We start from the raw sequence: 12,220 nt of genomic DNA on the forward strand, positions 1-12,220 counted from the left end.
ACAGGTACAGCTGATGACCAATACCGCCCGCGCAGTTTTTCTCGATCACCCTTCCCTGGACCTCGGCGACCTCGACCTCGGCCCGTTGCGCGAATGCTTCGGCGAACTGCAACTGTTCGCCGGAACCCGCCAGGATGAGGTAACAGAGCGGCTCAAGGGCGCCACGGTGGCGATCACCAACAAGGTCGTGATCGATGCAGCCGCGATGGCCGCCAACCCCGAACTGCAACTGATCCTGATCAGCGCCACCGGCACCAACAACGTCGACCTGGTCGCGGCCCGCCGCCATGGCATTACCGTCAGCAACTGCCAGGGCTACGGCACGCCGTCGGTCGCCCAGCATACGATCATGCTGTTGCTGAACCTGGCGACGCGCCTGGCCGATTATCAAAAAGCCGTGGGCGAAGGTCGCTGGCAACAGGCTTCGCAGTTCTGCCTGCTGGATTATCCGATTGTCGAGCTGCAGGGCAAGACCCTCGGACTGCTCGGCCATGGCGAATTGGGCGGCGCCGTCGCGCGGCTGGCCGAAGCCTTTGGCATGAGCGTCTTGCTGGGACAGATTCCCGGACGCCCCGCTCGTCCCGACCGCCTGCCATTGGACCAACTGTTGCCGCGAGTGGACGCCCTGACGCTGCATTGTCCGCTCAACGAGCACACCCGTCATTTCATCGGCACGCGCGAACTGGCCTTGCTCAAACCCGGTACGTTCGTGGTCAACACCGCACGCGGCGGGCTGATCGACGAGCAAGCCTTGGCCGACGCCCTGCGCAGCGGTCACCTGGGCGGTGCGGCCACCGACGTGTTGAGCGTGGAGCCGCCCACCGAGGGCAATCCGCTGTTGGCAGGCGATATCCCCCGGTTGATCGTCACGCCCCACAACGCCTGGGGCAGCCGCGAGGCACGGCAGCGGATCGTTGGCCAACTGAGCGAAAACGCCCAGGGATTTTTCAGCGGTACAGCGCGACGGATCGTCAGTTGATAAACTGCCGCACTTTTTTTCAAGGAGCAGACCATGGATCCGCGCAGTGAAGTACTGCTTCGTCAACCTGAGCTATTCCAGGGTTCGGTCCTGCTGGCTGGCCTGCCCGCCGACGATCTGCTCGGCCGCCTGCCCGAGGCCCATGGTTGGTGCTGGCACGCCGGCGATCAAGCGGCCCTGGATGCGCGCTTCCCGGAGCGCAGCCATTTTGGCGTGAACGTACCCGAGCGCGGGTTCGACACCGCCGTGGTGTTCCTGCCCAAGGCCAAGGACCTCACCGACTACATCCTCAACGCCGTGGCCGCGCGCCTGGCCGGTCGCGAGGTGTACTTGGTGGGGGAAAAACGCAGCGGCATCGAGGGGGCTTCCAAGCAGCTCAACCCATTCGGCAAGCCACGCAAGCTCGACAGCGCGCGGCACTGCCAGCTCTGGCAAGTCACCGTCGCCAACGCGCCCGAGGCCAAGCCGCTGGAAAGCCTTGCACAGACCTATGAGCTGCCGCTGGCCGAAGGTCCGCTGAAGGTCATCAGCTTGCCGGGGGTGTTCAGTCACGGGCGACTGGATCGCGGCAGTGCGCTGTTGCTGGAGCACTTGGACAAGCTGCCCAGCGGCCACCTGCTGGACTTCGGCTGCGGTGCCGGCGTGCTGGGTGCCGCAGTGAAGCGTCGCTACCCGCACAACACCGTGACATTGCTGGATGTGGATGCCTTCGCCGCCGCCAGCAGTCGCCTGACCTTGGCCGCCAACGGCCTGGAAGCCGACGTGCTGACCGGTGACGGGATCGACGCCGCGCCCATGGGCCTGAACGCGATCCTGAGCAATCCGCCGTTCCATGTCGGGGTGCACACCGATTATCACGCGACGGAAAACCTGCTGCGAAAAGCCGCCAAACATCTGAAAAATGGCGGCGAACTGCGGTTGGTCGCCAACAGTTTCCTCAAATACCAGCCGCTGATCGAAGAGCACCTCGGCACGTGCACCATCAAGGCCGAAGGCCAGGGTTTTCGCATCTACCGGGCCAAGCGCGGCTGAAGCATCCTTGAAAAACAGCGCTTGCCCAATCGGATTTGCCTAGGCAGAATCCGCACCGTCCTAGGGGAGTAGTCTCCCGCGAGCGCCCTGCTCGCCCGGCATACGTCAACATACTTGGTCAGCAGACCATGGCGTATGCGGCCCAAGCGTCCACGCAGATGGTCGCTGGGTTTGACAAGACCTATGACACGCACACCTTACCCGGGGCGGGAAGGCTGTACGTGTCATAGCCGTGTCGACCCGCCCCTCTTAGGAATTTCCTGATGCTGGACTCTCTACTCGTACCTACCGCCATCGTTGCGCTGGCCGAAATCGGCGACAAGACGCAACTGCTCGCGCTGATCCTTGCCGCTCGCTTTCGCAAACCCTGGCCGATCATCGCCGGCATCGTCGCCGCGACCCTGGCCAACCACGCGGCAGCGGGCGCGGTGGGTGCCTGGGTCAGTGGGTTCTTCTCCGACTCGGTGTTGCATTGGATATTGGCGGCAAGCTTCGCGGCCACGGCATTGTGGACCCTGGTCCCGGACAAGCTGGACGATGAAGAGGCCAATACGGCTCGCAGGTTCGGGCCGTTCCTGACCACGCTGATCGCGTTCTTCCTGGCGGAAATCGGCGACAAGACCCAGATCGCCACGGTGATGCTCGCCGCGCAATACCCGGAACTGTGGTTGGTGATCATTGGCACCACCGTGGGCATGTTGATTGCCAACGTGCCGGTGGTATTGGCTGGCAACTTCGCCGCCGAGAAACTGCCCCTGGCCCTCATCCGCCGCCTGGCCGCCTCGGCGTTTTTCATCCTGGCAATCGTGGCGGTATACAAGGCAATGCAGAGCAGTGGGTGGGTTTGATTGATTTGAATCAGACTTGCCGCGTTATCGTTCTTCGCGAGCAAGCTCGCTCCCACAGGGGACTTCGTTGTCCTTGTGGGAGCGAGCTTGCTCGCGATGAGGCCAGCCGCCTCACCGCGTGACGATGCTTACTTCTTGGCCTGCTGGTAAAGCGGCATCACCTTCGGAATCGCCGCTTGCAACGAGGCGATCCGGCTGCTCGACGATGGGTGGGTGCTCATGAATTCCGGCGGAGCGCCTTCCGAAGCCTTGGCCATCTTGTTCCACAGGGTGATCGCGGCGTTCGGGTCGTAGCCGGCGCGGGCGGCCAGTTCGAGGCCGATCAGGTCGGCTTCGTTCTCGTTGCCACGGCTGTTGGGCAAGGTCATGCCGTAGTTGGCCACGGTGTCGGCCAGCGCCAGGCTGTCCTGGCCCAGGCCGAATATCGCGCCGGCGCCCTGCTTGGCCATTTCGATACCATAGGCCTTGGACATGGCTTCACGGCCATGCTCGCGCAAGGCATGGGCGATTTCATGGCCCATGATCGCGGCGATTTCAGCGTCGGTCAGTTTCAGCTGGTCGATCAAGCCGGTGTAGAACATGATCTTGCCGCCAGGCCCGCAGTTGGCATTGAGCTCGTCACTCTTGATCAGGTTGACTTCCCAGTTCCACTGCGCCGAATCCGGGCGGAACACAGGCGCCTGGGCAATCAGGCGGTCGGCAATGACCTGGAGACGCTTGGCATCGCTGCTGGTCTTGTCCAAAGCGCCCTGGGCTTTCGCCTCGCCCATGGTTTTCTGATAGGACTGGGCGTACATCTGGTTGACCTCGGCGGTCGACAGCATGCTGAACATGTACTGCTTGCGCTCCACCCCCACGGCTCCGCCGCTGGTGGTGTTGACCGATTGGCAACCGGCAAGCAGCAGACCCGCACTCAGCGCACTTACCATCAAAATCTTGTTCATCTATGAAGCTCCCTGGAAACGTGCGCGTATCCTAGGCGTTGATTTGTATCGGCGCCAGATACACAGCGCGAGGATTACAGATTTTTCTGAAAGGCCCGACTCCCGGTGGGAGCGAGCCTGCTCGCGAAGGGGTTGGGACTGTCGCCACAACCCTCAAGCCGGCGTCAGGCACTCCGGCCCATTGAGTTTCGGGTCGTTGACCATGTTCGCCAACACCCGCTCGCGCAATTGCCCCGGCTCGCTCGCCAGCAGCCCTTGCAAGGCATGCAACGGTGTCTCGGGATCAAGCCAGAGGCGTTGGCCTTCTTCGTCCAGAATCAATGGCCGACGCTGGCCAGCCGCCGGTTGGGTGATGACTGCCGTGCTCAACCACACCTGTTCCTGCACCGGATACGCTTCCCAGATCGCCGCGAAAAACAGCGACGAACCCTCTCCTGGCGTCAGCCAGTACGGGCGTTTACGCGATCCACCGCGCCATTCGTAGAATCCGTTGGCCGGCAGCAGGCACCGGCGCAAACGCAGGGCCTCGCGGAACATCGGTTGCTCGGCGACGGTTTCGGCCCGGGCGTGGGCGGGAGTACGGGACAGATCGGTCAGCCACGGCGGCGTCAGCCCCCAGCGCGCCCGGGCCAATTCGCGCTGGCCGTCGGCGCCAACCCGCAGCATCAGCACCGAATCGTTGGGCGAAATGTTCCATTGGGCCTTCTGATCGACGGGGAAGCCGGGCAAGGCCGCGAAGGCGGGATTCCAGCGAAACAGGGCATAACGTCCACACATGGGGAAATACGGCTCTCATATCAAACGGCGGCCAGCCTAACAGACCAGCGTTCCGGGGTAACTGTCCGGTTCATCGCCGGGCACCGGCAGCGCGGCATTGTAGGCGGCGATCAACTCCCGGGCGTATTGCGCCTGTTCATCGTCCACCGCCAGCCCCAACAGCCCGTGCATCGGCAGCTCCCCCGCGCCACCCACCAGGTCACGGCCCACCAGATGTGCCGTGATGCCTTCGCTGGCGAGCATGCCTTGGAGCAATTCGCCTTCCATCAGGTTTTCCAACTCGTAGATTCGCTGCATGGCCACCCCATCATTCGTTTTCGCTGAAGACCTCGAGGTGCCACTCCTCACCGTGGACTTGCAGTACGAAGGTAATCGGCCGACAGCAGACCTGACAGTCTTCGATATAGGTCTGGTCGCCACCGGAAAGATCCAATGAAGTCTCTACCTCTTCCCCACAATATGGACATTCATACTCAGCGGCTTCCAGCATCGAGGTCTCCCAAGTGACTTGTGCGTATAATCGCCGGTCTATTTGCAGGGCTATTTTCGTCTGGCTTATTTTCCAGGCCGTGCCCTGTCGTATTTTCGATCGAACCTTTACTTACCCTAGCCGTTTCCAACAAGAGAGCATGATGGGCGAATTCGATGCCATCCGACCTTACGACGACAGTGAAGTCCCAGCAGTGCTGGCACGGCTGCTCAGCGACAAGGCGTTTCTAGATATCCTCACCCACTTCCGCTTCCCGCGCCTGGCCGGCGCGTTCGGCTGGATGCTCAAACCCCTTATAGCGCAGAAGTTGCGTCGAGAGTTCGCTGGTGTGACATCGGTCGCCACGTTGCAGGACAAAGTGGAGTTCTATGTCGACCACACCATCGAGCGCGCCACCGATGGCGTGACGTACACCGGGGTGGAGCAATTCAAATCCGGCAACGCTTACCTGTTCATCGCCAACCACCGCGACATTGTGATGGACCCGGCGTTCGTCAACTACGCCGTGTACCACGCCGGCCTGCCGACCCCGCGCATCGCCATTGGCGACAACCTGCTGCAGAAGCCGTTTGTCAGCGACCTGATGCGCCTGAACAAGAGTTTTATCGTGCACCGCTCGATCACCGGTCGCCGGGAAAAAATGGCGGCGTACCAGTTGCTGTCGGCGTACATCAACCACTCGATCCGCAACGATTGCGCCTCGATCTGGATCGCCCAGGCCGAAGGTAGGGCCAAGGACGGTGACGATCGCACCGAATCAGCGATCCTCAAGATGTTCCACATGAGCCGCAAGGACGAACCGTTCGGCGAAGTAATCCGCTCGCTGAACCTGACGCCGGTGTCGATCAGCTACGAATACGATCCGTGCGACCAGGCCAAGGCCCGCGAGTTGTACATCCGCGCCACTACCGGGACCTACACCAAGGCACCGGGCGAGGATGACGTCAGCATCGCCAAGGGCATCACTGGCTATAAAGGCCGGGTCCATGTGAATTTTGCCGCGCCGATCACCGAGCTGTTCGAGGACACCAAGCAACTGGCAGCGGAGATGGACCGGCAGATCCTCGGCGGTTATCGCCTGTTCCCGGTGCATTACCTGGCCTATGCCCAATGGGCCGACGCCGACCCGCAGCTACAGGTCCCGACGGCCGCCGAAGTGTTCGGTGCCGAAGAACTGGCGAAGGCCCAAGAGGAATGGCAGCGTCGACTGGATGAGTGTCCGGTGGAACAGCGACCGTTCCTGGTGCTGCAATATGCAACGCCGGTGCGTAACCAGTATCGGGTCAAGGCGGGGCTGGCGCTTTAAGCGACAGCCCTTAGAGCGAGTGACCTGTGGCGAGGGGATTTATCCCCGCTCGAGTGCACAGCACTCGCAAGCCCTTGGGCTAGCCATAGATATCGGGTCTGCTACGCAGCCCAGCGGGGCGGTGCGACGTTTCGCTAAATCCCCTCGCCACAGATTGCTTCATCAGAGCTTTGTGCTGAACCACGACATCAACAGCGCAACGCCCAGGCAAGCAAAACCGAAGCGGTAGAAAAACCGATTCATGCGTTGCGTCGCCAGGTCCAGCAGCGCTTCGAATCGTTCATTGCTTTCGCCGCCACGCGCTTCGAGACAGGCCCGCGCCCGCTGCTCGCGGCGGCGCGTTGCGTGCAATACCCAGCCACCCGGGCAGGCAAACAGCAGCGCGAGCAGGTTGATCAGTTTGGCGGGGTGGGCAGCGAACAACGAAAACAGTTGCAACGACATCACGAACCTCAAGCGAAAAACGGACGCCTTGCGCCCAAGACCTACAAATCAGGGCGCGGATTCTACCGAAAGCCTGGCGCGCTGCGCGGCTTTTTCCGACCGGTAACGATGTCGTTCAATACTGAATGCGTTTGTGGCGGATTAATTTCATCCGTCACGGTTTCGTCATAAGGATAGGCCACCCTGTCGCCCTCCAAACCTGCACGGAACCCGTCATGCTGCACGCCGAAAACCAGGATCGCCTCTACCTCATCAGCCCGAGCGACGAACAACAGAACCTCGTCGACAGCCTGTCCTTCAACGTCCAGGACCGGCACTGGCTGGTGTATTGCGCCCTCGGCGGCCATCCACATGCTGATCTTCCGGAGACAGACCTGCTGACCGGGATCAGCGTGCTGGAGCTTTATTCCCAGGCCGCCTGAATATCTCATCCATAAAAAAACCCTGTGGGAGCGAGCTTGCTCGCGATGGCAGTGATCAGCCAACATCAAAGTGGCTGACATTCCGCTATCGCGAGCAAGCTCGCTCCCACAGGGATATGGGGCTTGTTACTTACTCTGCCAACACCTGACCAATGGTCGGGTCCTTGAACAGACGGGTCAGGGCATCGCTCAACACGTCGCTGACCAGCTTGGTATTGGTGTCCTGGTTCGGCGCCATGCCAAAGCGCTGGTCCAGCGAAGCGCCGTAACGACCGCTGTAGCGACGGTTCGCGTTCTGCACGTCGGAGCGGAAGGTCGCGCCGATCGTTGCTTCAGTCACGTACATGCCTTCCTTGGGCGACTGGTATTTCAGCTCCGCCAGGGTCACGGTCAGTTGCGGCGCGTTCATGGCGTTCGCGGTCGGGGTGAAGCCCAGCAGGCGCACGGCCGCCTCGGCCTGGGCCTGCAACTTCGGCAGGATCTGCGCGCCCTGCACCGTGATCACGCTGGTTTCAGGGTACAACCCACCGCGGGTGCCGAGGGTCGGCGACGGACGACCGTCCACGACACGCACCACGACCGGCTGGCCACGGCCCACCGGCGCCAATTGGGCGTTGAGCTTGGGTTCCGGGTTAAGTTGCTGCGGGCTGTGGGCACAGCCGACGAGGGTCAGACTGGTCACGGCGATCAAACCGAACAACAGGCGTTGCAACATGCTCTTCTCTCCAGAATCGGGCACAAACAGGCCGGCAGTATAGCGGTGCGCCATCGCGGCGAACCAGCGTCGCAGCATGAATACCGAGATGTCTGACAAGGGCCACCGTGGGCGGTTCCTGTCACCCCGTTGTCACCTTCCTTAAACCAGCATGTCATGGCCGGCTGTCAGGCTGTCCACAAGTTCCCTCGACACGGTATCCGACCATGCGTTTTCTGATCGATCTGTTTACCCCCCGTCCCCATCATCGCTGCTTTGCCCTGCTGGACCGCGCCGGTCGCTGCCAGGCGTTCAAGCAATGCAGCTTGCAACCCATGGGCGAAGGCTGGGTGGAAATCGAAGAGATCCGCCTCAACTGGCTGCACCAGCCCCTGCCCGTCGAAGCGCGAGTGCAACCGCCCCGCGCACGCGCCCGTAGCCGGCAACTGTTGGCCGTCTGACCGGAAGGCTAATAAAAGTCATAAAACACGACCATTTCCACGCGTTTCTTCGTTACAATCTCCCCCCGATTATAAGGACGTCTCCTGATCGGGCCTCGCAACATCGCTGATGCGCTTGTATTGGCACTTCGCACCGCCCACAGAGAGCCGCCCACACAGATCGAGTGAAGCTGGCGCGCTTGCTGTTCCCGGGCAAAATCTCCGCTTTTCACGAATCTGCAGAGCTGTCATTACGCTCGGTCACTGAGCTGTCTGCCCGTTTTGCCTGTCATGTACTGCATGAGGGCAACCAAACCGGGCGCGGTGCCAGGCTGGGACAGCCCTTTTTTGAGGTTCACGTCTTCAAAAGAGCGTGAAAAAACGGGTTTTCACAACTTCACAAGAGTGTGGCGAGCAAATGAAGAGTTTTGCGTCTGAACAAGCACCATTAGCGTCTGGAACAGCCCAACGACACAGGACCGGATATCGTTCAATAACCGGCGCCTGAAGCCTGTCCGCTACGGATTTGGTTGCACGAACGGATGTCTCGGCCATAAGTCGAATTGCCTGCCCGGCGCTTAAATGAGTTCATGTGACTCTTGAGGCCGTGCTGCATGCATCCGCAGTGTTGCGAAAAATTGCGAAGATTCGGACATGGCGATTCCTGGCCATGGATTCCTGGGGCGCAACTGACTTGCCCCGCTTCCTGGCCGCTATGCCGACAATTTGGTGCTGCAGATTTTTGGAGACGCGTTAAATGGCGCATAACGAAGCAGTCGATGTAGTTCTGGTAGGGGCCGGCATCATGAGTGCCACCCTGGCCGTGCTGCTCAAGGAGCTCGACCCCGCGATCTCGCTGGAAGTCGTCGAGCTGATGGATTCCGGTGCCGCGGAGAGTTCCAATCCCTGGAACAACGCCGGTACCGGCCACGCCGGGCTGTGTGAGCTGAACTACACGCCCCAGGCCGCCGACGGCACCGTCGACATCAAGAAAGCCGTGCACATCAACACCCAGTTCGAAGTATCGAAGCAGTTCTGGACGTACCTGACCAGGAAGGGCACGTTCGGCTCGTCGAAATCCTTCATCGCCCCCGTGCCGCACTTGAGCTTCGTGCAGGGCGAGAAAGGCGTGGAGTTTTTGAAGAAGCGCTTCGAACTGATGCGCCAGCATCACGCCTTCGCCGACATGGAATACACCGAAGACAAGGGCCAGATGGCCGAGTGGATGCCGCTGATGATGCCAGGCCGGCCGGCTGACGAAGTTGTCGCCGCCACCCGCGTCATGAACGGTACCGACGTCAACTTCGGCGCCTTGACCAACCAGTTGCTCAAGCACCTGGGCAGTGCGCCGGACACCCAGATCAAATACTGCAAGCGCGTCACCGGCCTCAAGCGCAACGGTGATGGCTGGACCGTGAGCATCAAGGACGTCAATTCCGGCAATACCCGGGAAGTCGACGCCAAGTTCGTCTTCCTCGGTGCCGGTGGCGCCGCGTTACCACTGCTGCAAGCCTCAGGCATCGAAGAGAGCAAGGGCTTCGGCGGCTTCCCGGTCAGCGGCCAGTGGCTGCGTTGCGACAACCCGGAAGTGGTCAAGCACCACCAGGCCAAGGTCTACAGCCAGGCCGCCGTGGGCTCGCCGCCAATGTCGGTGCCGCACCTGGACACCCGCGTGGTCGACGGCAAGAAGTCCCTGCTGTTCGGGCCATACGCCGGCTTCACCACCAAGTTCCTCAAGCACGGCTCGATCATGGACCTGCCGTTGTCGGTACGCGCCGGCAACATCGGCCCGATGCTGGCCGTGGCCCGGGACAACATGGACCTGACCAAGTACCTGATCAGCGAAGTGATGCAGTCCATGGAGCAGCGCCTGGAATCCTTGCGTCGCTTCTACCCCGAGGCGAAAGCCGAAGACTGGCGCCTGGAAGTGGCCGGCCAACGGGTGCAGATCATCAAGAAAGACCCGAAGAAAGGCGGCATCCTGCAATTCGGCACCGAGCTGGTGGCGGCCAAGGACGGCAGCCTTGCCGCCTTGCTCGGCGCTTCGCCAGGTGCTTCGGTAACCGTGTCGATCATGCTGGAACTGATCGAGCGTTGCTTCCCGGAAAAAACCAAGGGCGAGTGGGCCACCAAGCTCGCGGAAATCTTCCCGGCCCGGGAAAAAGTGCTGGAAACCGACGCGGCGCTGTATCGCAAGATCAATGCGCAGAACAACATTGCGTTGGAGTTGGTTGAAGACAGCAAGGCGCAAAGTTACGCCTGATACCTGCAGGCCAACGTAAAAAGCCTCCCGCATAAACGGGAGGCTTTTTTATTTGTGCGACCTTAGTTCATGCTGAATCTGATGCGTGTTCCACCATGACTCACATAATCGTCATCATCTTCGGTAACTAATAATTCCGCGACACAAACACCCGACGGCTCTGCTTTAACCCAGCGACGATAAGGCATTGCCCCTTCAGTGATCGGCGTTTTGGCAATATGCCCAAAGCTGAAATGACACGTGCGACTGCCCTGCGTATAGCTGAAGGCTTCTCGCTCGGCGCGCGATTGCGGCAGATAATACGTCAGCTCCTGGCTCTCGCCGGGGCTTATCGAAAAATCGTGCCCCGCATTGGCCGGATTCCGGGTCCAGGTAAAATCGCTGCCAGGAACGATAACCGCGGCTGTTGCGTTGTAGATTTCGACATTGGCAATTTCATCCCGGGCGAAGGACGCGGAACTTGCCAGGCACGCCGCCAGAGACAACACAATCCCGGCAATATATTTCTTTTGATCTTCCATGATGAATACAACTCCATTTAAACGATGAGATCGAAGCCAATTGGCTTCGACGCAAAGTAATGGAAATTCGTATAAAACAGAACAGCCCGAATGGTGACATAACCTTTCGGAGCAACTTGCAAGGAAGGCGTTAGTTGCGATCGAGCGGAACGCCCAACGCTCCGAAGAGCGTTGACACGATTTCAACGCACTCAGCCGCGCGCCTTGTTGACCAACTCAATGTATTCCTCGGCGTTACGCTGGTCCTTGATCAGCGCGACGAAATCGTTGCCGTGCTCATCCTTGCCATCGAGGTCATGGCCGGCCTCGACGAAAAACGTCAGGAAGCGCTCGAAATCATCGACACGCAGCCCACGGTAGGCCTTGATCAGTTTGTGCAGCGACGGCGACGTGGCATCGATCGGTTCAAAATTGAGGAACAGCTTGATCTGTTCATCGCCAATCTCGTCACCAATCACCTGTTTCTTGTCTTTACGCATTGCCGGCTCCAGCTCGCACAGTTCACGGGGCGGGCAGTTTACCCCTGCCGGGCGTCGCGGCTCAACGCGGGCGTGCGGTGCCAGTGTGCAGGTCGGCCCAGATGTGACCGTTGGCGTAGCTGAGAAACTGCACGTACACCGTGTCGTTGCGCAGCAGATCGATGACGACTCGGTACTGGGCCTGTGGATAAGACAGGGTCAGGGTCTTGCTTGCCTCGTCGAACACCGGTTTCTTCAGGCTTTTGCTTTCGCCATCGAAATTGAGGATGACCTGGCTGATGGTCGCGCCCTTGTTCAGGGGTTTGCCTTTGAGCCGCACCATCAAGGGCGAGGTGACCGGGATCGGTTGTTGATTGGACGGTCGCTGGTTGCCCAGCACCACCGAATACTCCGTGACTTGCAGCAACTGCTGCTGTTCGGGCTGTTCCTGGCGCGCCACCAGGTCATCGGGGGGCAGGAACTGGCTGTGCATCGGCGCAGCCATGGCTGTCATGGGCAGGCTGGCTATCAATAGCAGAGTGGCGCAGCGGTGGATCGATACACGCATGACAGGCTCCAGAGACTTGGCTGGGCACGCTAGC

General features: G+C 60.5%; 16 protein-coding genes and 1 riboswitch. Of the genes, 7 read left to right on the top strand and 9 right to left on the bottom strand.

Annotated elements, in window-relative coordinates; all coding sequences use genetic code 11:
* The first annotated feature begins 13 nt into the window (after positions 1-13).
* From KSS97_RS24135 to KSS97_RS24145, 3 genes are all read left to right on the top strand, one after another.
* A complete protein-coding gene (locus KSS97_RS24135) occupies positions 14-979 on the top strand; it encodes a 2-hydroxyacid dehydrogenase (RefSeq protein WP_217860307.1) in 966 nt (321 codons plus the stop codon).
* 33 nt (positions 980-1,012) lie between these two features.
* The gene (locus KSS97_RS24140; RefSeq protein WP_030138610.1) at positions 1,013-2,011 is read left to right on the top strand and encodes a methyltransferase; all 999 of its coding nucleotides are present in this window, start codon (positions 1,013-1,015) and stop codon (positions 2,009-2,011) included.
* Positions 2,012-2,062: 51 nt separating this feature from the next.
* A riboswitch (yybP-ykoY riboswitch) is annotated at positions 2,063-2,184 on the top strand.
* Between the two features lie 90 nt (positions 2,185-2,274).
* Entirely contained in the window at positions 2,275-2,859 is a 585-nt protein-coding gene (locus KSS97_RS24145; RefSeq protein WP_030138609.1) for a TMEM165/GDT1 family protein, read from the top strand.
* Positions 2,860-2,987: 128 nt separating this feature from the next.
* On the opposite strand, the gene KSS97_RS24150 is transcribed toward KSS97_RS24145, so the two are convergent.
* From KSS97_RS24150 to KSS97_RS24165, 4 genes are all read right to left on the bottom strand, one after another.
* Positions 2,988-3,803, bottom strand: a complete 816-nt coding sequence (locus KSS97_RS24150; protein WP_217860308.1) for a M48 family metallopeptidase — start codon at positions 3,801-3,803, stop codon at positions 2,988-2,990.
* A gap of 153 nt (positions 3,804-3,956) precedes the next feature.
* Entirely contained in the window at positions 3,957-4,580 is a 624-nt protein-coding gene (locus tag KSS97_RS24155) for an SOS response-associated peptidase (RefSeq protein WP_030138607.1), read from the bottom strand.
* A 36-nt stretch (positions 4,581-4,616) separates the two neighbouring features.
* Positions 4,617-4,877 (bottom strand): putative signal transducing protein, encoded by a 261-nt coding sequence (locus tag KSS97_RS24160; protein ID WP_030138606.1) that lies wholly within the window; start codon positions 4,875-4,877, stop codon positions 4,617-4,619.
* 10 nt (positions 4,878-4,887) lie between these two features.
* Positions 4,888-5,070: a CPXCG motif-containing cysteine-rich protein gene (locus KSS97_RS24165; RefSeq protein WP_030138605.1), complete on the bottom strand. Its 183-nt coding sequence runs from the start codon at positions 5,068-5,070 to the stop codon at positions 4,888-4,890.
* 139 nt (positions 5,071-5,209) lie between these two features.
* On the opposite strand from KSS97_RS24165, the gene KSS97_RS24170 reads away from it, so the two are divergent.
* Positions 5,210-6,376 carry a 1-acyl-sn-glycerol-3-phosphate acyltransferase gene (locus tag KSS97_RS24170; protein ID WP_033864426.1) on the top strand — a complete coding sequence of 389 codons (1,167 nt, stop codon included), beginning with the start codon at positions 5,210-5,212 and terminating at the stop codon, positions 6,374-6,376.
* Positions 6,377-6,538: 162 nt separating this feature from the next.
* On the opposite strand, the gene KSS97_RS24175 is transcribed toward KSS97_RS24170, so the two are convergent.
* On the bottom strand, positions 6,539-6,820 hold the full coding sequence (locus tag KSS97_RS24175) for a hypothetical protein (RefSeq protein WP_030138603.1): 282 nt from the start codon (positions 6,818-6,820) through the stop codon (positions 6,539-6,541).
* 215 nt (positions 6,821-7,035) lie between these two features.
* Here KSS97_RS24175 and KSS97_RS24180 point away from each other — a divergent pair, with 215 nt between their 5' ends.
* Complete coding sequence (locus tag KSS97_RS24180; protein ID WP_030138602.1) at positions 7,036-7,242, top strand: hypothetical protein; 207 nt, start codon at positions 7,036-7,038, stop codon at positions 7,240-7,242.
* A 130-nt stretch (positions 7,243-7,372) separates the two neighbouring features.
* Here the strand turns inward: KSS97_RS24180 and KSS97_RS24185 are convergent, their stop codons facing one another.
* Positions 7,373-7,957: a YajG family lipoprotein gene (locus KSS97_RS24185; protein WP_030138601.1), complete on the bottom strand. Its 585-nt coding sequence runs from the start codon at positions 7,955-7,957 to the stop codon at positions 7,373-7,375.
* A 206-nt stretch (positions 7,958-8,163) separates the two neighbouring features.
* Here KSS97_RS24185 and KSS97_RS24190 point away from each other — a divergent pair, with 206 nt between their 5' ends.
* Together KSS97_RS24190 and mqo are read left to right on the top strand one after the other, a co-directional pair.
* On the top strand, positions 8,164-8,397 hold the full coding sequence (locus tag KSS97_RS24190) for a hypothetical protein (protein WP_030138600.1): 234 nt from the start codon (positions 8,164-8,166) through the stop codon (positions 8,395-8,397).
* Between the two features lie 736 nt (positions 8,398-9,133).
* Positions 9,134-10,639 carry a malate dehydrogenase (quinone) gene (gene mqo, locus KSS97_RS24195; protein WP_217860309.1) on the top strand — a complete coding sequence of 502 codons (1,506 nt, stop codon included), beginning with the start codon at positions 9,134-9,136 and terminating at the stop codon, positions 10,637-10,639.
* Between the two features lie 62 nt (positions 10,640-10,701).
* Here the strand turns inward: mqo and KSS97_RS24200 are convergent, their stop codons facing one another.
* From KSS97_RS24200 to KSS97_RS24210, 3 genes are all read right to left on the bottom strand, one after another.
* Complete coding sequence (locus KSS97_RS24200; RefSeq protein ID WP_217860310.1) at positions 10,702-11,160, bottom strand: hypothetical protein; 459 nt, start codon at positions 11,158-11,160, stop codon at positions 10,702-10,704.
* 191 nt (positions 11,161-11,351) lie between these two features.
* Positions 11,352-11,639: a PA4642 family protein gene (locus tag KSS97_RS24205; RefSeq protein ID WP_217860311.1), complete on the bottom strand. Its 288-nt coding sequence runs from the start codon at positions 11,637-11,639 to the stop codon at positions 11,352-11,354.
* Between the two features lie 61 nt (positions 11,640-11,700).
* Positions 11,701-12,186 carry a hypothetical protein gene (locus KSS97_RS24210; RefSeq protein ID WP_217860312.1) on the bottom strand — a complete coding sequence of 162 codons (486 nt, stop codon included), beginning with the start codon at positions 12,184-12,186 and terminating at the stop codon, positions 11,701-11,703.
* Between the last annotated feature and the right edge of the window lie 34 nt (positions 12,187-12,220).

The sequence above is a fragment of the Pseudomonas alvandae genome, from assembly GCF_019141525.1.
GTDB lineage: Bacteria > Pseudomonadota > Gammaproteobacteria > Pseudomonadales > Pseudomonadaceae > Aquipseudomonas > Aquipseudomonas alvandae.